The organism is Microbulbifer maximicatervae (SeqCode), assembly GCF_052467815.1.
On the sequence record NZ_CP174326.1, the window covers coordinates 1,363,665 to 1,387,056 of the forward strand.

Here is a 23,392-nt window from a genome sequence, read left to right on the forward strand (position 1 = left end):
TATTTTACCTCTGACTGCCCAAGATTACCGAGCAATTACTCCCACCAAAGGCAAAAGAGTTACTCATTACATAGCGCAATTTTCCAGGAGCCTCGTGGCCTTGATACAGGTTCAGTCGCACTATCTCCGGGTCATAGTGGCCATCATACTGATGGCGGGGAAGTTGATCATATTGTAAGGCAAGCCAACAAAAAGCCGCTTCAAGAGCGCCTGCAGCACCCAGCGTGTGCCCAGTAAAAGGTTTTGTGGAAGAACACGGTAGTTGGCTTCCAAACACTCTTTCAACGGCTAGAGCCTCCATAGAGTCGTTATGTGGCGTTCCCGTACCATGAAGATTCAGATAATCAATGTCGGCGGTATCCAAGCCAGCATTCTCCAGAGCCCCGCGCATACAGGCTTCCGCACCACGTCCTTCTGGGTCTGGGGCCGACATATGGTGGGCATCAGACGTGGCAGCAACACCGGATAGAACCACAGGACCAGGCTCTTTGCTCAGCACAAACATTGCTCCAGCTTCACCGAGGTTAATACCATCCCGATTAACGCTGAAAGGATTGGTCTGGCCGGCACTAAGTGCCCCCAGGCTATGAAACCCCCGGACTGTCATGCCACAGAGGGAGTCCACACCGCCAACAACAACGGCGTCACAAGTACCGGTTGAGATAAGGCGCCGGGCACTGGCAAAAGCATTGGCACTGGACGAGCAAGCTGTGGAGACGGTGAGCTGAACGCCTTGGATTCCCAGGTACTTCGCAACAAAGGTACTCAAACCAGCCATTTGCTGTTGAAGCCGATAATTATATCCGGTCTCTTTCTCACCACTTAAGTAGGCCTCACCTGAGTCTATTCCCGAGGTTGAGGTTCCCATCACAACGCCAATTCGGCCCGCACCATGTTTTTCTATTAGTTCAGCGACTGCACTTTCAATTTGAGTCAGCACAGCCATAGCCAGCTGGTTATTGCGGCAGTGGTAATCTTGCAACGAACTCGGTAAATCAGGCAGCTTCCCCTGCACAATACCCAGATTCCCTCTGTATTGTGGCAAATAGGTTTCATCGACCTGCATATGAGAACTCTCATCACCGAACAAGGAATTAGCTACTGCCTCAGCAGTATTTCCCAGGGTGCAGATGATCCCCATATGATTAAGATAGAAATTTTTCATACTTAGAAATTCCTAATGCTTAACCTATAACCCAGTAGTTTGTGCTCCAGCTCAATTTGGGCCTTCCAAATATCTTTACTGCTATAGCGAGCCACTGAATTCACTTCACCATTGCGTGAGAGTTTTCGCGTGTAAATTCCCTCGACAATAGCCTCGTCCAAATTCCAGCCTATGGGCAATACTTCACGAAGCTGGGCAATTGGCCAGTATACAAACTGGATATCTGCCAGCAATTTCTCTGGTGGCACTCTCTCTGCTCTACTCATGTGGTAATGGGTGCTGACCTCATTACCATCGTATGTAACATCCAGCAGGCTTATCCCTTCAGGGCTGAGAAGAGATATCTTTAAACTCTCCATAGTGTGGAAAGTAGCCGCCATCAATTCATACTCATCGCCTTGATAGATAATGCGTAAATGTTGATTGAGCTGGCGCGGTCCCTCGCTCAATAGTGGAGCCAAAGGCCAACTTTGCAGCTCTTCTTTCCTCCCCCCTGTGGACATACATCCCACCAGGGCAAGAAAGCTCAAAAACAGTATTACTTGGCGGAACATATTTCTACCAGTGTATTCAATCGACGCTCAGCGGCGGCAACAAACGGATTTTTTTTATCCCATGCATAACCAGCCAAGATTGAGCAAATCATGCCTTTTATTTCTTTTTGATCGGTTTGATAAAAAATTACATCCTGGAAACGACCGTCATACCAAGCTTTGACATAGGTTTTAAAAACTTCCACACCGTGCTTCAGGGGTTCAACAAACTCTTCATCCCAATCAACCGCCTCCCCTGAGAGCTGGCGATGCAGGCACTCAACTGCTAACTCAGAGGATTTCATTGCAATGGTAACACCGGATGAAAATACCGGGTCTAGAAATTCACCGGCATTCCCCAAAAGCGCAAAACCAGGGCCAGCCAGTTTGGTCACATCACTGGAATATCCGCGAATACGTTGTATTTCCGTATCGAATTTGGCATTGCGCAGAGTTTTTGACAACTCGGGAGCGGAGGCAATAGCCCCTTTCAATATCTGTTCCGGATCCTGCCCCCAGGTCGAAATCTTTTCTTTCTCACCTACAACCCCAATAGAAGCTCTTCCATCTGCAAAGGGAATCAACCAATACCAAATATCCCGCTCACTGGGATGCACAGTGATTAAGATTTTATCCCGGTCAAAATGGCTATCATCAATATTGTCTTCAACATGTGTAAATACGGATTCTCGAACAGGAAACTCTGACGGACGATCGAGATCAAGTAATCGCGGTAAAACTCTGCCAAAGCCACTGGCATCCAATACAAAGCGCGCCTGGAAAACCAGGTTTTCGCCATCATTCTCGGCAATTAACTTTGCGTTATTCTCAGCAATATCAACTGACACTACAGAATGGCGATAATAGACCTTAACACCCTGGCGCTCTGCTTCATCAGCCAGGATTTTATCAAACTTAGCTCGCTGTACCTGGAAGGTAGTGCCATGCCCAGGGGAGAACTTCTCCCGAAAATCAAATGATGTACGAGCACCATCCCACTCAAAAGCAGCACCATTTTTATATTGAAAGCCCGCTGATTTCACAGCTTCTAACATATCTGCTTTTTCAAGATACTCGATACATTGAGCCAGTAGGCTTTCACCAATAGAAAAGCGAGGAAATTCTTCCCGCTCAACTATCGAAACTTGCCAACCTTTTTTAGCCAATAACGCACCTGCGATAGCTCCGGCAGGACCGGCACCAATAATAACAACGTCAGACTTAATTTCTTTCATTGGCTAATATCCCTTACCCCGTGTACAAAAAAATAAAAATGCCAACAACAAAGTTAATACTGTGCCCACAGCCAGGACTAACCCAAAATTTGCTATCGCCGGTGTGCCAGACAATGCTAACAAACCAAACCCTAAAAAAGTTGTTAACCCAGCCATAGCTATCGCCAGCAGGGTATAATGCTGCTCTGCCTTTCTGCTTGTATGGCTAAATATTGCATAATCTATACCAATACCAAAGACAAGTAATAAAGCCGCAACATGAAATAAATTAATTGCTGATCCCTGTAAAATTACTATCGCCAGGGTGCCTAGTACTGCACTGGATGGAAGTGCAACTATACTTAAGGCTTGCTTTATTCCTGTTTTAGTTGCAGTTACCAGAAATACAACAATGAATATTAATGGCAGTAATTGCAGCAACAGATCACGCTGTTGTGACATAACATTAGAGATACTTCTGGTAGTATCAACATAGGTTACTCCAGGCAGTAACTCTAAAGATGACAAATCCTCTTTTAAGCCATAAATACGTACCACAGAATAACAGTGATTATTTTCACAACCCAGCCATAATCCTTTATATTGCCGACCTGCAACTGGCAACCATTCAGAGAAATTAAAGGTATTGAATGGCTGTATTTTAGAACTTAACTGCTGGTTAATATCTTGTTCAGAATAACCCAATTGCTGATAAAAAGACCTGACAGCATCCCCACTGTAAAACTTCGACAATAACTTCCAGTCAGCTTCTTGAACCTCTTTTGGAGGTATCCGGTTAGTTACCCCCTGAAAACCACTAATAATTTCCTTTTCTACTAAATAGCCTAGTTGATTTCTAAGTTCCCATTCTCGTGTTAATACTTGTTGTTCATCTTCACCAAAAACCAAAAAATAACGGGAGTCTGGCCGGGATTTAATCAGAGAATTTAGCTCTATTTCATCTTGTGTAAGAAATTCTGGAGGCTGGTAAAACAGTTTTAGGTCATCATTAAATTGAATTTTCTGAAGTGCCGCAGATCCAAAAATCAACAGCCCAACCAATGGAAACAGGTAGTACCTAATATTGAGTTTAGGAAACTGACTGGAAAACGATAAAGGCCTATGCTTAATATTAATCCAGCGTGGGAATAGCAGGATTACAGTCAACCAAGCCCCTATTAAACCACAGCCGACAAAAACCCCTATTTGTTGTAAAAGCGGAAAAGGTGTTAATGCAAGAGAGAAAAATGCCAAGCAGCTTGATATCAAGCCCAGCAATAGCTCAGGTAATATATCCTTATCTTTTGGCTTGCCCAGCCTCAATCTATTACAAATAAAGTGAAATGCGTAGTCAATCGCCAATCCAGAAACCGTTGTACCAAATACAAAAGCCAGTATATGAATTTGGCCCAAAATAATAATAACACCAGATATACCACTGGCCACGCCACATAGAATTGCGAATGTACAGGCTAGTAGAGGTTTTAATGAGCGAAAGACAACAATACATAGACAGCAAATAGCAAGGATCGAAAGGGAGCCAATCAGGCGTATTTCATCCTGCGCCATAGCAGCAGCATACTCTGTATGCAGGGGGGCTCCAGCTACCAGCAGCGAATAACCATTTTTTTGAGCCCATTGCTTTAATTCTGACTGTAAAGAAAGAAGTGATATATCGCTCTCTCCAGTCAAATCAACTGGTGCGGCCAGCGTATAAAGCAGGGTAAAAACTTTATGTCCTTCTGTATGTACCGGAATTCCATCAAAGACTTGTGGAGTAACTCCAATATCAGCGGTAAAGTAATTGCGAAAAGTTGAGAAAGTATCTTTCTCCAAATCAATTCCAGCGCCGTCAGGCCCGTATAATTTACTCAATTGACGCTGTATAAGTTCCTCTGGGGTAGCATCTAATAACGCCCTATCTTCAGGGCTGAGTAGCTGTTGGCGCAGAGGAAAGAGCAGCTCCCACTCCTCTTTATAGCTTTCAGAGTCGGCCCAACGATATTCAACAGACTCTAAAGATTTTGCGGCCTTTAGTTTCTGCGCCAACTCTTGGGTATGCCTGGCCAGACGATGTGATTCTTTTCCTTCAGAAACTAAAACCCAAATTAAACTTCCCTGTAATTGCTGACTGACTTTTTTCTGGATGCCAGCACTACTTACCGAGTCGGAGTTATTATCAGCTAATAACAAAATATCTGTTTGTAGCCAGCTGGATTGATAGCGTAATACAGTTATCCCAATAATTACACTAACAAAGGAAAGCCAAATAACAACTCGACGTGACATGAAATTATTTCTGGTTATCTTCTGAGAATTCACTCAGTAGTTGACTGTTATTAGCTTCAACTGAATGTAAATTAAAAATATCTATTTCAGTAATTGCCATGTTGGCTTCAGCTAGTACTATTTTCCGAATCTTTTTGTCTCCCACGACTTCTATCGATTCAATAACCTTTCTAAAAGCCTCTTGCTTGGGAATTAAGTTAATTCTCCATTGCTCTTCTGCGATCTGTGGTCCCACCGTAAAAGTCTGATCCAGTTCGCTAAAATCACCACTGATAATCTTTAATAGAGGATCAGCCACATGATTTCCTACAATATTGCTATTGACCCGATTACCAGAATCAGCATCATCTAGCTTAAATATTCGATGGGATTCTATTGGATTCTCTATTCGCCAGCTTAATCCTAACTCTTCAGAAATAGCCAGGATGCCTGAAGAAACCAGAGGCCTGGGCAACTGGGGCAGCCTCTTTGTCTGGGAAAAAGTGCCAAGCATCTGTGGAGATGACACAATATTTTTCTCTATCTCCCGCAAAACCGCCTGCTGCTCTGAAGTCAAAGCAGAAGTTACTGTGGAAAATAGAAAGCAAATAAAAAATAAAACCAAACGCTTGGCAGTCATCACTAATTTACCCCCAATTTTTCCAGCAAAATTGGAGGCGATGCAAACAGCATTTCGGCACTGCTTATTTCGACAGCTACCTGTACGGTATGTCCTTTTGTTAAGCGTACACCGGTATCTCTATCTGTTATCGTATAATTGATCTTAAATCGATTTTCATATTCAGAAACCTCAGCGCGAATAACAATCCACTGCTGAAATCGTAAAGGCTTTGCATATCGTACGCGCAAATCTATGACCGGCCAGGCAAAACCTGATTCCTTCATCTGTTGGTAGTTATATTCCAACTGATCAAACAATGCACATCGGGCTATTTCAAAGTACTTTGCATAATGCCCATGCCAAGCTATCTCCATCATATCCACATCGTGGAAAGGAATTTGTAGTTCAACTTGTGCCGTCCATTTTTCAGGGCGCATAGATTTATTAGTTTTCATATAAGCGCCAATGTCTTTGCTGAATTAACGAAACGAATTTTCTCAATGGCTGTTCAAGCTCTCTATCTTCCTCCAGAAAAGAAAATTCATCTCCTATCTGCCTGATTGTGGTATTAAGAGCGGTAGATAATTTTTCCAAATCCACTCCTCCACTACGAACTCGAAGCTGAATGCCCTGCCAAGCAACCATCAGTGCCGCTGCGGTTGTTTGCTCCGTTAACTGTAATACCCTGATACAGTCCCTGGCAGCAATGGTGCCCATACTGACCTTATCCTGGTTATGACACTCCGTTGATCTGGAAAAAACACTTGCGGGCATGGTCTGCTTTAGTGCTTCAGCAGTCCAGGCACTCGCACCAATTTGAACAGCCTTAAAGCCATGGTTAATTGATCTTCGAGGCCCGGTTACACCTGATAGGTTTGCCGGGAGCCCATTATTGAACTTAACATCTACCAGTTGGGCTATTTGTCGATCCAGTAAATCAGAGAGGTTTGCTACCGCATTCTTCAGGCTATCCATGGCGAAGGCTATATGCCCACCATAGAAGTGCCCACCATGAAGCACCCTCTCGTTTTCACCATCAATGATCGGGTTATCATTGGCACTGTTTAGTTCGTTATGAATAAACTGCTGGAGCCAGGGCAGAGAGTCCTGTAACACACCAACTACATGGGGAGCACACCGAAGTGAATAGCGATCCTGCAATCGACTATTTTGTCTTGGAGCAGCACCAATATTGAGATCGTCATGAATCCACTTTGCAATTTGGTTTTGACCGGGGTGAGGCTTCACTGCAAAAAGCGCGCTATCGAAATGATAGGCATTGCCATCCAGTGCAATGCTCATCATGGAGGTAATACGAGCACTCAGCTGTGCTAGATACTCTGCCCGTTTGTAGGCTAAGCACGCCAAGCCAGTCATTGCGGCGGTGCCATTCATTATTGCTAAACCCTCTTTTGGATATAGCTTTAATGGCTCAATCTGTAATTCATCGAATACCTCAGCAGTATCTCTCTGGTGGCCTCGGTACCAAACTTTGCGCTCCCCGCACAAAACCGCAGCAACATAAGACAGTGGGGTCAAGTCGCCACTGGCTCCCACAGAACCCTCTTGGGGAATTACCGGAATAATGCCTTTCTGAAGTAACAAAACCAATTGCTGCAACAGCCGATATCGGACCCCTGAACTGCCCTTTGCAAGGCTGGCAATCCGGGCAGCAACAATCGCTCTACTCTGCTCAAGAGTAAAGACTTCCCCCATTCCACAACCATGGAAGGTAAATAATCGATGAGGTAACTCTTCCACCAGGTCTGCTGGAATACTTTCGGTACAGGAATCACCATATCCAGTGGTTACTCCGTAGATCACACCTTCCTTCTGCCAAAGGCTATCCAGGAACTCGGCACCGCGATTTATCCTTGCCACAAAGCCCTCTTCATCAGATAGAGAAATATCGCCACGGCCAGCTGCAATGGTGTTTACCTGATCAATAGATAGATCTGTGCCATCAAAGATTATTTGGGTTCGTTGTAGTACTGCTGAATTCATTTTTGCTGATCCCAGAACGGGTAAAAGTTATACCATTGCAAAGGTGCTATATGACAATAGCGTTCCAACCGTCGTGCAAACTCCTCGACAAGAGAGCGAATATGCCCCTCTCTGTCACCGCGTTTCATCACAACGCGATCGCAGAGTTTTTCCATATAAATATCGTATCCGGAAGTACTGCGCAGACAGAAAAGCGTGTACACCGGGCATTTGAGCAGCGCAGCAAGAATATAGGGCCCCTGGGGAAAAGGCGCTTTTCGCCCTAGGAATTCTGCCTCACAGGTGCGCCCCATAGAGTTAATAGGTGTTCTATCACCGACAATAACAACCAGCTCCCCAGCCTCAACAGCCTCGGAGAGTCGCATCGCTAGAGCGGGAGTTACTTCTGTTACCTGGATAAGCCGTACTTGACTCAGGGGATTGAGCATCTTCATCATACGATTAAATTTCACCGCATGCTTTGTATGCACTAACACGTTTACCCGTACCTTTGTCAGGCTGCCAAGCGCTCTACAAACCTCCAGGTTCCCGAGATGAGAGCCAATTATTAATCCACCTTGGCCACTAGCCGCCAACTGGTGAAGACCTGCTCTTTTTGGGAAATTTACCTGACTATCCGGGATGCCCACAAACCAGGCTTCAAGCTTTTCTCTAGCGCTGTTAGCAAAATTAAGAAAAATTCTAAATCCGGTTTTCCAATTCGGTTCTATACCGCAAGATGGGTAGCGTTTGGCGAATAATTCCAAGTACTCACGGATCGAATTGCGGCCACTCTGATTTTTTAGGTAATAGCATAAAACTACCGGGTATACCGCAACTTTAAAGGCAATCGGACCCAACCAGTGATGCAACCAGAATAAGAACTTGATGCCCAGGAAAAAGCCTTGTTCCCGGTATTTTGACCAGTGTAAATTACTCACGCTTTTCGCCCTACTGTCGAAATACGCAGAGTTCTGGCCAACATGCCAAAAAATAGACGGGTGTGCATTGCCGATATAAGGAAATTATCCTCAAATCCCCGGAAATGGGAAACGCCATCTATTGGGTAGCTCACATTAACAGGTACCTGGCAGAGGCCGCCTTTGCTCCAATACCACCGTACCAAGATCTCTGGATCAAAATCCATTCGATCACCGGTATATTCGTTATCTAACAAATCTACAGTTCGAGATAAGGGATAACAACGCAGCCCACACATGGAATCCTTAATCTCCAGAGAAAGAGTATTAATCCAGATCCATACATGAGTTAGATAGCGTCCCCACAAACGAACTTTAGGTACTGATTTATCGTATTGCGGATAGCCACAAATCAGTGAATCAGGGCACTTTCTGCTTTTCTCTAGGAATTGAGGTATGTCAGCGGGGCTGTGTTGACCATCGGCATCGACTTGAATTCCATGACTATATCCAAGCTCTTTCGCAGCTCGCAGACCACTTTTTACCGCGGCACCTTTTCCACCATTAGCCTGGCGAACAACCAAGTGAACCCGGGGACCGTAGCTCTGCTCTAAGCGTTGTAGTTCTATTCTACAGGGTTCATCACAGCCATCATCTACCAGAATGTAAGGCAGGTTAAAGTCATCCAGAGATGCCAGCGTCTCTGCGATCGCCCCCTCATGATTATAAACGGGTATTACAAAACAAAAGTTAGACATGGCTGAAGCACAACCTACCACTGCTATATTCTATATTGCCATCTTGAGTGTTCCGAAAAGAATAATTTAATTTGTTCTTTTCCTGGCTGAACTCCAAAGATAAAGTGACAGCATCACCGGGCATCATTAATTGCTTAAATTTAATCACTTCCATTTGGGTAAACGTACTGCCGGCTTTTACAAGTGGACGGCCAAAATGCATAGCCCAATCCAGCTGTACAACCCCTGGCACTACCGGTGAGCCTTCAAAATGACCATCCAAGCAAGGCAAATCGTCATTAACCGTAAAATTCAATTGACAAGTATTATCTAATATTTCGCTGCTAATAAGCTGTGGCACCATTGCTGCCGGAATTTCATCAAAAAGTTGCATTAGCAGGCCTCTCGTTATTTTTCCCTGTAAGTTAGTGGGAATTTCATCAACAAAACGCCAAGAACGTGGCACAGCCACGCCATCAAGATCCTTGGCCAGGGTTTCTCTAAGTTTACGAACAAGAGAAGCCTTTCCTTTCTTTTGCAATAGTTCTTTCCCGGATTCCGTTAGTGTGGCAACAGCGGCAACTATTTTTCTTTTACGCTCCAGAACAAGTGCATTGGCTTTTACAATATATGAGCTGCCAACTAGTAGGGACTCAACTTGTGTAAGAGAAATTCTTTTCTCTTCAATCTTAACAATGCGATCAGCCCGCCCCTTAAGTTCGAACATATCGTCTGTACTTATCTGTACTTTGTCCTGACAAATAAACTCCTTGGGCAACCACGGAGAAGAGACTTTGAGTAACCCATCGCTATTTTTTGCAATGTTCACTCCTTTTAGTGGACTCCAACTTTTCTGACGCAATTGATTACGCCAGGCAATCCCCCCGGTTTCAGTGCTTCCATAGACCTCTATGGGCTGGATTCCACACAACTGATCAATCGCCTTTGCATCTACTTCCAGTAAAGGCCCCCCAGAAGAAAAGATATCCACTAAGGACTTTCCTAACTCCCATGGCCAGGAAGAAATACGGCGACTTAACTGTGCAGGGCTTGCAACCCACACGGCAGGCCCCCATTTCTGGGCGTCTTGGAGTAATCCCACAATATCCACATAAGTCTTACTAACAAATCGACGCCCGCTGGCTAGCGGCCACAGTAATTTAAACAGTAAGCCATATATATGCTGGTGGCTTACTGTTGCCAAAGTAGTTGTATTAACCACCCGGGATGACCACTTCAGATTATGGGCCTTAACCTCATTGAGCAATTGAGATAGGGTTTTATCAACAGTTTGTGGTTCACCACTGGTTCCTGATGTGAATAATTGAATACCAGCATCAAAATAACTGGGAACAGATAGCTCTTCGCTATATTGATCCGGAATATTTATACTAAATGCCGAGCTATCTTCCCAGCTGCCCAGTAATAGGGTTTGCTCACCCAGTTTTTGCTGAGTAAATCGCTTGTTATTTGCCGGAATAACAACGACTTCACAACAAGACATAGCGGCAAAAAAGAGCAAACTAAACTCGTAACTATCTTCACAGAAAATGGCAGCTCTCTTGATCCCAGCTTCGTTTAGGGATTTTTTTAGCTTTCGCTCAACAAATGCCAATTCACGTTTAAATTGTGCGAATGAAATTTCCCCACGACTTGAATAGCTAACTACTGCTTGGTCATTCGAGTAACCAAACACCTGTTCAAACTGTACTTTGTCCACGGCCTTAACTCACACCTTATTTTGGACGCGACGACGCAGTAGCCATTCACCACCCATCATAATTCCCATTAACACATATGAAACAAGGCCATTGTAAAGAGTCCAGACTTTCATATCGCCGTTTAAAACAGTTGCCAGTGCGAGGCTTCCATTAATTAAAAAGAATAGACACCATGCCTTGGTAACCTTTCGTGTATATAGAATACCTTCAGGTGGCAAATCTGGAGTCGTAAGGCGAGCAAGCCGTTCTACTAATGTTTGCGGTTGACTCAAACTGTATAAAAACAGTGAAAATAGAATCAGGTTACAAAGTACTGGATACCAAAGAAGTCCGTTTGAATCGCCCCTTAACCAGGAAACCCCAACAACAAAAGCCAAGGCCACGGCCATTAACTTGGTGCCAATCGCCTTATTCGCGCCGCCAAACAATACCCTTAAAACCGCAACCATCAACAGCAGTAACAGAATACTACTTAAAGACAAGTATTCTATGCCAAAGTAAATTGCCATAGGGTACAGTGTCAGAATAATGACCAATATTAGCTGCGCGAATCGACTCACTTCTCTGCCATTACCTTTTCAATTGCACCAACTACATCTCCAACAGTTCTTACACTTTTGAACTCTTCAGGTGCAATTTTCTTTCCTGTTACTTCTTTCAAGCGAACAATTAGGTCCACAGCATCAATACTATCTATATCAAGATCATCAGAGAGGTGGGCTTCTTCTGTTATATCTGCCTCATCGACCTCAAACATCTCAACCAGAATTTCGGTCAATTTTGGTAAAATTTCTTCTCTGCTATTCAACATAAATACCTCTATTATGCGCAGCTGCTGCTGACAAAATTTGCCAGGCTATTCACATTAGCAAAATGCGATTTTGTATCTTCACTTTCTGCATCTATTGATATGTTGTATTTTTTCTGCAGAGCAAGACCTAACTCTAGTGCATCAATAGAATCCAGCCCCAGGCCCTCTCCAAAAAGGGGCTCATCTGCTACGATTTCTTCTGGAGTAATATCTTCCAGATTTAATACATCAATAATCAGAACTTTAAGCTCTTCAACTAACTCTTTCACGCAGCACACTCCTCGGTAAAAAATGCTTTTAATTCTTGAGTAACCTCTCGGGCTACTTGTGGTGTTTCATCTTTTTCTTTTACTTGAATAAAACTCTCTGATTCATTCACATCAAATTGAAAATGTGGTCGACTCAGAGGAATACTGTACCAAGGAATATTTTTCATCAGCATCGGTGGATTACACCGTATTGTTACCAGAGTTGGGGTCACCCCGGAGCGTAACGCCATGTAGGCTGCCCCACGCTGAAACCTAAACGGTTGTCCTGGTACAGAGCGAGTTCCCTCTGGAAAGAGAACTACTGATTCCCCTTTTTGTAGTGATTTCGAAGCCAGTTCGATAATCTGTTCCGGGTCATCATTAGGTATATAGCCTGCAGTCATTACCGCGCCGCGCATAAACGGGTTTCTAAATAAACTGGCTTTTACAATACAGTTGGCATTCGGTATTCGGGATATTAGAAATACCACATCAATAAGCGATGGATGATTTGCCAATATCAATTGGCCTGGTTTAGCTAACTTTTGTTCATCACGAAATTGATAAGTATAGATACCCGTGATATGCATAAAGCCAATAAACAATCGAAAAGCGTTGTGGATACACAAACGAGCCTTGCATTTTCGAACTTCTGTGTCCCGATAGATCACCTTTAATGGTGGGAACAGAACAAACCGCAGTATCAATCCACCAATACCGAACAGGCTAAATGCTATCGCCGTAGCAACCAACCTTAGCCAATACTTGTCTTTTTTCTTTGACGGTAGAAGGTTAACAGGCATTGATCTGTAGCTCCCATCCTTCGGCAACTGATATACGCCCCTCGCCATCGATCAAAGATCTAATTAAAGGAAGCTGGTAATCAGGCTCAATAAATACCGACTCAGCTCTCGCACACTTACTGGCAGTCAATGATAGTTTTGTATCAGTATCACTAGATTTATGTTTTGCCAGGCGTAGAGCAGTTGCACAAATATATGTTGAGCTCTCAGCGCTGGAATGGTACATCTCAGGCAGTGTTTCTTCACAGAACACTAAAAGCAATTCCTCAACGCCTTCCTGAAGAAGACCAAAAGACTCTATAAACCCTGAAAGTATAGGAAAATCTCCTCCTGCTAACGCAATTGCTGGGGACCTGGTTTTGCATGCAATAGAGAATTGTCCTGCAATAGCATTGTGTACAGAAAGCCCAAACGCAGTTGGCGATAGATCTTCACTTGCTGCAACGCCTTGAAGCAATGAATAAGTTCTCATTGCTTCTCCATGCACTGAACAAAGCAGTAATGGAATATCTTCCTGCTGTAATAGCGGAAAAGCGGTATAAAATACGGCTTTAGCCAGCGGACTCAAACGACGACGCTGCATTGCGGGAAGAAAAGACACATCCGCTTGGCTATTTCCACCAAGCTGCTTTTCTCCTCTACGCCAATCTTGCCAATCCGATTGATCTGATATTCCCGAGCACCATGCTCGCCAATTACTGACAACAAATTCCATAACTAAACATTAATTCTGGAGCAAAGCTCCATCCCCCAAAATCAAAAAGCAGTAGCTGGCCTTTCCCATCATTATTTTTAATTGACTATTCGGTATTGCGCGACCAGGGACAGGGCGGGAATGGTACACAAAATGATCAATTGCCGCCAGTAAAAGCGCTGAATTACAGGTCGAAGCACCGCCTCAAATTACAATGAAATACACGGGCTTTTCCGACTACCTATTCTCTCGTACCATGGTACACATTTGCCATTGGAAACTTGTATTGCCCAGGCCCCCAACCGTTAAAGTGAAGTTTTTTTAGGTCGACCCGATTCCGTCACTTTCAAAGGGATCAAATTCTTAAGAGTTATCAAATGCTTTACTTTACTTGCTCTTCTTTCAACAACTGGTCTGGAGACTGGCAGGGAGAATCCGTTCATCTACTGGGGAGCTCTGAGCTCTCACGGCTAGAGAAAATACACAGTATTAAACGTCGAGCCCAGTTCCTGGCCGGGCGAATGTTACTGCGCACTTTAATTACAGAGCAATACGATTATTCACCTTGGGAGATTACAGTTGAGGCCGAAGCACCGACGATTGCTCTGGTCAAACGAAAACCCCTTTGTCATATTTCCATAAGCCATTCCGCAGACTTTGTTGCCGTAGCAATAGCGGAAACTCCAGTAGGTATTGATTGCGAAAATGAGTCCCGCCAGAGAAATTGGTTGACCATGGCTAAGCAATACTTCCACGAGGCGGAGATAACCGAACTAAACTCGCTCCCAACATCGCAAGTAGCTGCTTATTTCCTCACTAAATGGACCGCCAAAGAAGCATTAGCTAAATGTTCTGGTGTTGATTTGGGGCAGCTGCTGGCGTCGGCTCCTATAATTAAGCGACCTCAGCAATTGAACCACCCGTACAAGAGTTACCTATTGTGGACAGGACAGCCGAGGCCTGGAGCGCACCTAAGCCTTGCGGTTAAGCACAATCAAGCCAGCTCTGTCGTAAACCCAATAGGCACATTCAGAGCTAGCCACTGCGGGAGAACAAGCGAAAGTTCTATCCTGAAGCCAATCAATGGTTTCAGTTAGGGGTTACTCCCCGGATGTCCAAGCCACTCAATTTCTGGAAAATAGATCCCCAAAGAAATCACCGTCGTACCAGTATGGCTGACTGTCTGCATCGGCAACTTGCCGGGCAATCAGGTAATTTACCTGGGTAAATTGCTCAGCCGCCTCATAATTAATCTGTTCGTCCGCAGCATCCCCTGGTTTGTGGTAGCGCTCGCGGAAGAAAGCCATCTGTGCAGCAGTACCATCCACACTGGGGTCTTTTGCCTCCCGTCCAGTAATCAAGTAGATTGAGGGCACTCCGCGACGGACAAAATTGTAGTGGTCACTACGCACGAAGATAACTTCCTCCGGCATAGGATCGGGACTGAGTTTAAGCCCGGAACGGCTTGCAGCCTGCTCCGCAACTCGCCCCAAAGATGAATGTTCAGCACCGAAAGCAATAATATCGCGGAATGGATAGAGCAGCATGGGCATATCAAGGTTGATATTGGCTACGATCGATTCCAGTGGCACCGTGGGGTACTCGGCAAAATAATCCGACCCCAGCAAACCTTTTTCCTCTGCGGTAACAGCAACGAACAGCAGTGATCTTCGAGGATTTTGCCCTGATTCAACAAAAAGACGTGCGGTTTCCAACATCACCGCGATACCGGCAGCATTATCCTGGGCACCGTAGTAAATCTCGCCGTCCTCTTTCTTTCCAACATGATCCAGGTGTGCAGAAAAAACAACATATTCGTCTTTCAAGAGCGGATCACTTCCCGGTAAAACGGCTACTACATTGGGGCTGGTTACGCGCTTGTGGTTGGAGCTGCTGCTCATTTTTGCGCGGTAACTAAGGGGGAAGCCTTTTGGAGCTATTCCTTTCTCAATATCGGCAAAAATACTTTCAAGACTGCGCTCAGCGCCATCAAAGAGCTTACCGCTTGCAGCAATGCTCAACAGAATTCCCGGGTGCATCCCCGGGATTGCACTACCGGGCATACCAGTCTTTTTCACCCAGTCAAAAGTGTCATCAAAACGGTGCTTCGCATAGTAGTCAAATGGGCGGCGTTTCTCCCGCTCAGGTGTATAAAGGCGAACAAAACCCACAGCGCCATGTTTTGCTGCAACCTGATGTTTGGTGCGAGGAGAGGAGTGGTGAGCCCCCACTTCGCTGGGCAGGCTCTGCGGCCGGCCTGCTAACACAACGACAATCTTTCCCTGTACATCCAGGCCGTTATAGTCATTAATGCCAAAATCCGGGGCCTCAATACCGTAACCAACAAATACCAACTCGGCATTGATCTTTGAGCGCTCACTCAGTGCGGAGGGCGATGCTAGAAAGTCCTCGCCAAATTGCATGGCGATTTCATCGTTCTGGCCCTCTAAGACAAATTCAGGATCACTCCCATTCCAACTTGCACTGCGAAAAGGTACTTCCTGGAAGTAACCTTGCTCTCCTGCTGGAATCAGCCCCATCTTTTTAAATTGGTCAGCCACATACTGTGCTGCTTGGAGATAGCCTTCACTACCAGTATCACGCCCCTCCAACTCTGCTGAGGCGAGGAAATTAATATCCCGGCGAATGTAATCTCTATCTGCTGTGGGACCAGTGTTCTCAAAGCTTGAGCTGGTGCAAGCAACCAGAAGTGCCATAATCAAGGCACCCAATAAACTCTTAATTCTCATGGGGAGTATTACTTCTCAGGAAAAAAGCGTGACTGTTCGTATGGACAGGTCGTATGGAATTGCAACACTTAAGTTACACTTAGACTGTCGAGCAATGGCCCATCTTACCACGATCTAGGGCAATCTCCGACGGGATTTAGTGAGTGCTTTTCTAGCAAGCCCCCCATTAGACATGGGGTTCTACAAGCTTGAAAGTAAAAATATGGCCCCAAGACACACAAAATGCAATCTGGGGCCACAGTAATGATAAAACGGCATTTTTTAATTATATTTCTGGTCGCCGTTACTGACTCTTACTTAAGGTAATATGCATTCCGCCACAGGGAAATTTTCATCCACAGTGGTGTATGCGGAGCCAGCATCAAGAATCCAGTCATAGCCAATAATTGTGGGGTTAGTGACCCCAGCCGTTAGCGGCCCCTTAAACAGACCATTGAATAGTGACACTCTCGCACTCTCATCATTCCATAGTGCAAAACCACTATCGGAGGCGTAAGAATCGCAAAAGCGATATTTATCTTCACTACCAATAGCCCGTGGTAATGCCGGGGCAAACACCATCCACTGATGATTTCCATCAATACTCTTGAAGGCATCAGCTACTAGATTGTCAACACTCATTTCGTCCAGGATAGACTCATCAAGGCCCTGGGTTTCAGCCAATGTGATCAAGCCGTCTCTATCCAACAATGCTAGTTTTGCCAAAGTAATCGCATTTGCTACTACAGGGTAATCCGTCACGCTGTAATCACCATTGCTATCCAGACGCATCTCAGCAGTGACTCGATAGGCCATATCTGGAATCTTAACCAAATGCTCAGCACCTGACTCAGCAGTGGTGTACCAACTATTCAACCCATCACTGGTCATGGGACTATCAAGAAGTTCAAGTAGCTCTTGATATTCTTCAGGCACTACATCCGTAGCCTCTTCAATCAATAGCTCTTTAGCTCCATCTTTTAGCCCATCGATTTCCCCCCTTAGTGCCTCCCGTGCAACTCGTAGATCTACAGGTATCGGTGCATTATCGAGAATACTTAAAACATCGGATAACGCATCCACCATACCGTTAACATTCTGCCAAACTTCACAAGCTTGAGACGGTACTCCAATTAAAGTTGGCCCATAACACGCCACCCAATCCGCAAGAGGATCTACACTGCTGGCACTTTCATCCATGGTATTAACCATCATGGTAGCTGTAGTACGCGTATATTCAGTCATGGCTGTATCAACACTGCTCTGCCACATTGAAAAGACGGACTGAATTGGGCTCATATCACTTTCTAAAAGCTGCCAAAGATCAATTAAAGCATTGACTGTCGCATTCAAATTGTCTTCAACTTCTTTCAGCTTTTCATAAGCTGCTTTAGCATCGTCTATATTTTGTTGAGCCTGTTGATTTACATCGTCTTCAAGTTCATGAATAGCATTCAGCACTGCATAATCTGCAGCATTAACAGCCTTACTTAAATCCTCACAAAGACCGCCATCGTCAGATGATATTTTATTAGAGTTTATCGAAATAACTTCTTTGCCAGATTCTGATTCAGTAACCAATATCGAAGTAATTATTCCATCAGAAAATTTAACACTCCAATTATACTCTGTAGTGTTTATTAGAATGGGCGACAGAACATCTCCGGCTCCAATCAAAATAAAAGGCGGAGTAATCGAATCCCGGATCATTTCGACAAGACTATCCACTACTTCTCGATGATAGGGGGATGCATAATCAGCAAACTCTGTAGTTTCATCATTCAGAATTGCAGCTATATCTTCCCGAGGCAATCCTGGTGTAGTGCCTGTTGTTAGAAGTCCCAACAACCTCGATCTCCCTGACTCTCGAGCCCATTCCAAAGCATGATCAGAATATAGATCAGAAGCAGAAATATTCTCCCGTTTTATAGTGTACACATAGGGATCATCATCACCAAAGATATCTAAAATACCTAGTGGGTCAATAGACCATTCAATAGCATCTTCAACTCCATCAATCCCTAACAAACCTGCAAATGGATCTAATTCAATCGCAGTTTCTAGTATCCCTGCAGGATCTATCGTATCAATAGCATACTCACAGCCATTAACTGTCAAATCGGTGCGCCAATCCAGTACAGCTTTTTCCAGTTCCTGTCTTTTATCTGTCAGGCTATCTTGTGAAGACTGCAGTTTATCCATTGCAGAGGTCACGGAGTCAAAGCCAAAACTCTCAAAGTCACTCCTATAACCCAGCAATTTATCACTTATAGACTGAATCTGATCAACTCCGACATTGACCTCATCTATAAGAACGTTACCAATATCTACTAAATCACTAGCTAACTCGTCAGAGACATCGATGTCATATTTTATTTTGGCTACCAGTTGTAACACCCAAACATCAATGGCATGCCAATAACCATACTCATCATTTGCCTGCTTTCGCAATTGTTCTCTTAAATTTGAGATTGCAACTAAATGTAAAGCGTAAGAGTTTTTAGCATATTGCTCCGTTGGAATATCGGCATAAATTAGCTCATCCCGGAGAAACTCAAATAGATCATCATCCTCGAGATTAATCCTTTGATAGGGCGCTCCCAGCGCAATTCCCTGGTAATCACGTAAGACGGGCACCTTTGAATCTATGTACGATTCCAGCGCTATATGGCGTTTTTCATTTAATTGTTCGCCATCACCAAGTTCAAAAATATCTCCTGAGTACTGGTTAACATATGTATGTGCAAATACATCTGCTGATGCATGACTCAAGTAACCATATATATAGGCACGTGCTTTATTAGATATTTCTTTCTTGGTTAATAAATATTTCAACCAATCATCAGTGTGATACCGGCTAGAATCTAACTCTTCAATCACATCCCCAGCTTCATTTTTCCCTAATGCTCCGGGATGTACACTCGTCTGCCCTACCACAAAATCCGGAGCAGCATCTGGCCCAATATTTCCAAAAAGATATGCAGATTGATTATCCAGAATTGCCGAAGAAACCTCTTCTGATACAGGGATATCATAAAAATTATTATTGATTTCAAAGGTCAAATTTCCATCATCTGCAAGGTCATTAATAACCTGCTGCCCGACGAAAACATGACTTTTTAATTTAAATGCCCACCCATTATTTGTCACCATCAACCCTAGTAAAAGGAAGCCTAACTGCCCCCCCAATTTTTTAAGTCCATGCAACATTTATAATAATTCCCTTGTATAAAAAATAGAATCAAACTAAAAGTAGAGGGAAAGCCCCAAAATATTTACCCGCGAGATTATAATACACTTGGAAAGATAATAAAAACTAACCTCGCTCTTAACGAAAGGATAATAGCATTTATCCAAAACACCGACGTATACATAGATGCTCAGCTTATAATAAAAATCTAATTGTATAGATTAAATAATCTAATCAAAAACAATACCTACATCATTATCTTCATATAACCTTGTTATTTATTTTATGCGGCACTCTCATATTAGGGAACGCCCTCCCAACCGCATAAACTACTTTCTCGTAGGCATTATCCGCACAGAAATCTCCATGGGCCGCAAGAAAGTGCAAAAACGGCTGCCTTAGAATTTGTTCGAAGTCGTACTTCAACCACAGCCTGGGATTTTTATCACTTGGTGTCACCCTTGCTCTCCAGGTGGGAGCAATCTGCATACCTCGGCGAATACCAGAAAACCTCAGCAGGTTTTTCCCAAACCAGGTACATCCATTCCATGACTGCCAATACTGCAAAGCATCACAACTGACCAGTAGTCCGCCACTAAACGGGAGCCACAATACGGCCTCTGGAAACTGACTTTGGGAAAAGACAATAAAGCGCCCCCCCGGTATTGGACAAACATCCTCCTGCCGCAACACCTTATCTGCTTTTGGCGGATAAAAATCTGAGCCACGCTGTGCCCAAAAAGTAAGATCAAAGTGATCTCTGTAGTAGAGATCATCACGTCCATGGTGATAGCCGAGCCGTATCGCGTGACTCACACGCCCAAGATCTTTTAACTTTTCCTCCTGCTGTGGACGCAATCTGATGGGATTAATCAAGGTAAGGTGATCCTGCCAGCGAGCGATTCCCATATTGCGATTGATAGTGACCCCCGGCGCTAGTTTGATAGTTCCGGGAACATAAAAAAAATTAGGCAACAGCTGGCGAATCTCGCCATGGGGCTCTGTGGGGGGGTAGTTGATACGCACTGGCAGGCTACATATCAGCTATATTGAACTCGATTTCGAATACCGCGCAGAATTTTTACTGCAAATTCCGCGCGCTCATCAGGGACAAAAATGTGGTCACAGTGTAGTGTGGAAACCACGCTGGTATCTATTCCAGCCTCCATTAATTCCTGGGCAACCACAGGAATAACCCGCACCGCATCAAGGCTAGCCAGGATCTGCAAAGTGATTTGGCGAAATGGGGCGCTTGCAGCAATATCTAATTGCCGAGCCGAACGTTGAGGCAGTATCACACTCATTCCCTCACCTTCTCGGAAGAAACACAAACTCTCTGACAAAATATCTGTAAACCGATTATCTGAAACCTGACAAAATACATAGATTTCATCGTGCAGCTTGGGATACAAAGTTCTCAATGCTCTCACTATGGATAGATCAGCTTTCATGCTTTCATTGCCGTCTGGAAGTTTTCTCCAGCCTGATGAATACGACCGGTTTCTATACAATCGCACTGTTTTTGGATCAATCTTGCTGATTAATACCTGTACTTCAGGTGAAAGTAGTCCAATTCTAAAACTACTTTTCGTGGGCTATCTATTACCCGGCAGGATATTTTAATTTGGAAAAAGCAAGATCACGCATTTTTTTAGAATTATTTTCCTAACAGGGTTAGCTGTTTAATAACTAAATATTTTTAAGAATTCTCCTGAAGTTTCAAGAAGTCAGATTTTAGGTGGTGGATAGTTAAAAATATATTGATGGGATTAATTCTTATTGAGAGAAATTGACCCAATGGCTGTGAGAATTTACGGATTTCTCAGCTCTTCACCATCAAATTCCGGTTCATTGGGCGCGGGAGTTGTATCCACTTCCGAAGAATCCTGTTCAACCTCCCAGCTCTTCAGCACCGCATCAATATCCTTTTCCAGGCGCACACGGGGAAATTTGGGGCAGGGTGAATCTCTATCTGGATCATGCCATGCGGACAGGGGGGCTACAAAAACCACATAGGATTTATGCAGACGATTTCGTCCAATACTCACTTCCGTCCATGTTGTTTGCCAGGCAAACTTTCCCCTCACCGCATAGTCGCTTTCGTAGGATTTTAAAGTGAGAAAATAGGGATAAATCTTCCCTCGCTTGCAAATAATTCTGCGTCCGGTCTTTATATTGGCCATTTGAGTAAATGGATCAAAATACCAATTAATATCGTATCCAAATACGAATTGCATCTCTCCATTTTGCCTTAAAAAAGCGTAGGATCTCCCAGTGCCATCGGGCTTGAGACTCCAGACATGCCGCGCTTCACCATCGCGGGAAATCAGCCAGGCCCCAACCCATTGACTGGCATCGTAGCGTGATTTTGCATGCCAGCCTTCATTGAGTGTTTTTCGTTTCTCTTCACTGGCATTTGCACTTACGACAAAAATTAGCAGTGGCAGGAAGAGATAGAATTTTATCCATTCCCACCCACTACTCATCTTTTCCACGCACGGATTAAATAGCGTTCGCACGGAAGTAAGCTGCTAGCGACTAACAATATCCGGGCAACTTGCACCGGCCTTGGGGGTTCGCCAATCAGCCAACCGACGCTGAAAGCTCAGAAGTCCACCGCCCGCCTGCAGCCAATGACGGCCATCAATCACTGCAAATAGGAGGGTGGCACGGCTCCAATCTCGAAATGCGACAGATACAACCCCGCCCTTACAGCGCACCGAAGTTCCCGTTTTAACTCGCACCCGGTCACCATCCAATTGCCAGTTAATGGCAAAACCATGGGTCAATAGGCCTTTGGCATTAAATCCATAGGCATATCCGGAGCCATCGGCATGCAGTTGCCACACTAATTGATCATCGCCTTCACTCACAACCAGCCAATTTCCCGCCCACTTTTGCTGGGCGGACTCCGCCGAGGCCCACATTGGTATCGCTAGGAAAATTGCTGTGACAAATGGAACAACCGGCTTGATAAAATGCCGCTTTGGTAAAAGACGCAAAAACTTCATGCGCTGCCCTACGGTATCGGCCCCAGTGCATTACAGGGGGCGGGTTATTCAAAAGACGACTGGGGAAGTCGCCAATTTTCCTTTCCGATTACGGGGCTAAAGCCTCACTTATCGGCATGAAAAAACGCTTCGGCGCTATTTTTCACATCCCTCGAAAAGTAAGGCTAGACGCAATTTACAACGGTGGCAGGTTAAACGTTAAAAATATTCAAATTTACGACAAATTCACAAAAAGAATGCCAAGTCATTTTTACCGGTAGTCCAACTATCTGGATTTTGCTTCGGAAAAATTCTTGTCTGCTCTCCACACCCGATACTTTAACTGCACGCCCTGTGGCAGATATATAACCATTGGCAACTTACTGCTATAAGGCAGCATCAAGCCATCACCGCGCACGGTGATAAATCGCCGGGATTCACTGCCTGGGGCACAGACCTTTTGCGTATCTGTGGTCGGGGTCAAGTCGGACAGGACATAAAAGGGGTAACCCCAGCCTGGGAGTATGTCCTTACGCAATGGAGCGCTAAAGCTTTGCAAGTTGCATTCCGCGACTTGGCTTTTTCCCGGTATCAATTCAACCCTAAAGCGACTTTCATCAACAACCTTGGGCAGCTTGATAACGTGACGTAACTTGCCATCAACCTCCTCTGGAAATGCATCCAGAGGCTCAGAACCGTGGCAATCCAGGGCGAGTAACAACATGAAGGCAGTGGCAACTAATTTTGACATGGTATGGCCTCAC

General features: G+C 44.5%; 23 protein-coding genes. 1 reads left to right on the plus strand and 22 read right to left on the minus strand.

Going from position 1 to position 23,392, the window contains the following annotated elements; genetic code table 11:
* Positions 1 to 4 precede the first annotated feature (4 nt).
* Genes ACJJIW_RS05855 through ACJJIW_RS05925 form a run of 15 tightly spaced genes read right to left on the minus strand, consistent with a single transcriptional unit; the run spans position 5 to position 13,740 of the window.
* The gene (locus tag ACJJIW_RS05855) at positions 5 to 1,165 is read right to left on the minus strand and encodes a beta-ketoacyl-ACP synthase (protein ID WP_282930474.1); all 1,161 of its coding nucleotides are present in this window, start codon (positions 1,163 to 1,165) and stop codon (positions 5 to 7) included.
* 2 nt (positions 1,166 to 1,167) lie between these two features.
* The gene (locus tag ACJJIW_RS05860; RefSeq protein ID WP_444936892.1) at positions 1,168 to 1,668 is read right to left on the minus strand and encodes an ApeN family LolB-like membrane protein; all 501 of its coding nucleotides are present in this window, start codon (positions 1,666 to 1,668) and stop codon (positions 1,168 to 1,170) included.
* Between the two features lie 35 nt (positions 1,669 to 1,703).
* Entirely contained in the window at positions 1,704 to 2,933 is a 1,230-nt protein-coding gene (locus ACJJIW_RS05865; RefSeq protein ID WP_444936893.1) for an NAD(P)/FAD-dependent oxidoreductase, read from the minus strand.
* Between the two features lie 3 nt (positions 2,934 to 2,936).
* Entirely contained in the window at positions 2,937 to 5,201 is a 2,265-nt protein-coding gene (locus ACJJIW_RS05870) for an MMPL family transporter (protein WP_282930477.1), read from the minus strand.
* A 4-nt stretch (positions 5,202 to 5,205) separates the two neighbouring features.
* Entirely contained in the window at positions 5,206 to 5,820 is a 615-nt protein-coding gene (locus ACJJIW_RS05875) for a LolA family protein (protein ID WP_282930478.1), read from the minus strand.
* Between the two features lie 2 nt (positions 5,821 to 5,822).
* Positions 5,823 to 6,257: an acyl-CoA thioesterase gene (locus ACJJIW_RS05880; protein WP_282930479.1), complete on the minus strand. Its 435-nt coding sequence runs from the start codon at positions 6,255 to 6,257 to the stop codon at positions 5,823 to 5,825.
* Positions 6,247 to 7,806: an HAL/PAL/TAL family ammonia-lyase gene (locus tag ACJJIW_RS05885; protein WP_444936894.1), complete on the minus strand. Its 1,560-nt coding sequence runs from the start codon at positions 7,804 to 7,806 to the stop codon at positions 6,247 to 6,249. The genes ACJJIW_RS05880 and ACJJIW_RS05885 overlap by 11 nt, the downstream gene beginning before the upstream one ends.
* Positions 7,803 to 8,726 (minus strand): lysophospholipid acyltransferase family protein, encoded by a 924-nt coding sequence (locus ACJJIW_RS05890; protein ID WP_444892477.1) that lies wholly within the window; start codon positions 8,724 to 8,726, stop codon positions 7,803 to 7,805. The genes ACJJIW_RS05885 and ACJJIW_RS05890 overlap by 4 nt, the downstream gene beginning before the upstream one ends.
* Positions 8,723 to 9,463 (minus strand): glycosyltransferase family 2 protein, encoded by a 741-nt coding sequence (locus ACJJIW_RS05895; protein ID WP_444936895.1) that lies wholly within the window; start codon positions 9,461 to 9,463, stop codon positions 8,723 to 8,725. The genes ACJJIW_RS05890 and ACJJIW_RS05895 overlap by 4 nt, the downstream gene beginning before the upstream one ends.
* Positions 9,456 to 11,162 carry an ApeI family dehydratase gene (locus ACJJIW_RS05900; RefSeq protein WP_444936896.1) on the minus strand — a complete coding sequence of 569 codons (1,707 nt, stop codon included), beginning with the start codon at positions 11,160 to 11,162 and terminating at the stop codon, positions 9,456 to 9,458. The genes ACJJIW_RS05895 and ACJJIW_RS05900 overlap by 8 nt, the downstream gene beginning before the upstream one ends.
* Before the next feature lie 9 nt (positions 11,163 to 11,171).
* A complete protein-coding gene (locus tag ACJJIW_RS05905) occupies positions 11,172 to 11,672 on the minus strand; it encodes a COG4648 family protein (protein ID WP_444936897.1) in 501 nt (166 codons plus the stop codon).
* 47 nt (positions 11,673 to 11,719) lie between these two features.
* Positions 11,720 to 11,974, minus strand: coding sequence for an acyl carrier protein (locus tag ACJJIW_RS05910; RefSeq protein WP_202862844.1), 255 nt, complete (start codon positions 11,972 to 11,974; stop codon positions 11,720 to 11,722).
* Between the two features lie 11 nt (positions 11,975 to 11,985).
* A complete protein-coding gene (locus ACJJIW_RS05915; protein WP_282930487.1) occupies positions 11,986 to 12,243 on the minus strand; it encodes an ApeE family acyl carrier protein in 258 nt (85 codons plus the stop codon).
* Entirely contained in the window at positions 12,240 to 13,025 is a 786-nt protein-coding gene (locus tag ACJJIW_RS05920) for a lysophospholipid acyltransferase family protein (protein ID WP_444936898.1), read from the minus strand. The genes ACJJIW_RS05915 and ACJJIW_RS05920 overlap by 4 nt, the downstream gene beginning before the upstream one ends.
* Complete coding sequence (locus ACJJIW_RS05925) at positions 13,015 to 13,740, minus strand: beta-ketoacyl synthase chain length factor (RefSeq protein WP_444936899.1); 726 nt, start codon at positions 13,738 to 13,740, stop codon at positions 13,015 to 13,017. The genes ACJJIW_RS05920 and ACJJIW_RS05925 overlap by 11 nt, the downstream gene beginning before the upstream one ends.
* Positions 13,741 to 14,096: 356 nt before the next feature.
* Here ACJJIW_RS05925 and ACJJIW_RS05930 point away from each other — a divergent pair, with 356 nt between their 5' ends.
* The gene (locus ACJJIW_RS05930; RefSeq protein WP_444936900.1) at positions 14,097 to 14,816 is read left to right on the plus strand and encodes a 4'-phosphopantetheinyl transferase family protein; all 720 of its coding nucleotides are present in this window, start codon (positions 14,097 to 14,099) and stop codon (positions 14,814 to 14,816) included.
* A gap of 27 nt (positions 14,817 to 14,843) precedes the next feature.
* Here the strand turns inward: ACJJIW_RS05930 and ACJJIW_RS05935 are convergent, their stop codons facing one another.
* From ACJJIW_RS05935 to ACJJIW_RS05965, 7 genes are all read right to left on the minus strand, one after another.
* Positions 14,844 to 16,469, minus strand: a complete 1,626-nt coding sequence (locus ACJJIW_RS05935) for a M28 family metallopeptidase (protein ID WP_444936901.1) — start codon at positions 16,467 to 16,469, stop codon at positions 14,844 to 14,846.
* A gap of 297 nt (positions 16,470 to 16,766) precedes the next feature.
* The gene (locus tag ACJJIW_RS05940) at positions 16,767 to 19,658 is read right to left on the minus strand and encodes a zinc dependent phospholipase C family protein (RefSeq protein ID WP_444936902.1); all 2,892 of its coding nucleotides are present in this window, start codon (positions 19,656 to 19,658) and stop codon (positions 16,767 to 16,769) included.
* 241 nt (positions 19,659 to 19,899) lie between these two features.
* On the minus strand, positions 19,900 to 20,664 hold the full coding sequence (locus ACJJIW_RS05945; protein WP_444936903.1) for a hypothetical protein: 765 nt from the start codon (positions 20,662 to 20,664) through the stop codon (positions 19,900 to 19,902).
* Positions 20,665 to 20,678: 14 nt separating this feature from the next.
* Entirely contained in the window at positions 20,679 to 21,089 is a 411-nt protein-coding gene (locus ACJJIW_RS05950) for an ACT domain-containing protein (protein ID WP_282930496.1), read from the minus strand.
* A gap of 360 nt (positions 21,090 to 21,449) precedes the next feature.
* On the minus strand, positions 21,450 to 22,124 hold the full coding sequence (locus ACJJIW_RS05955) for a hypothetical protein (protein ID WP_282930497.1): 675 nt from the start codon (positions 22,122 to 22,124) through the stop codon (positions 21,450 to 21,452).
* Positions 22,125 to 22,169: 45 nt separating this feature from the next.
* The gene (locus tag ACJJIW_RS05960) at positions 22,170 to 22,649 is read right to left on the minus strand and encodes a hypothetical protein (RefSeq protein ID WP_282930498.1); all 480 of its coding nucleotides are present in this window, start codon (positions 22,647 to 22,649) and stop codon (positions 22,170 to 22,172) included.
* 265 nt (positions 22,650 to 22,914) lie between these two features.
* Positions 22,915 to 23,379: an ecotin family protein gene (locus ACJJIW_RS05965; RefSeq protein ID WP_444936904.1), complete on the minus strand. Its 465-nt coding sequence runs from the start codon at positions 23,377 to 23,379 to the stop codon at positions 22,915 to 22,917.
* Positions 23,380 to 23,392 lie beyond the last annotated feature (13 nt).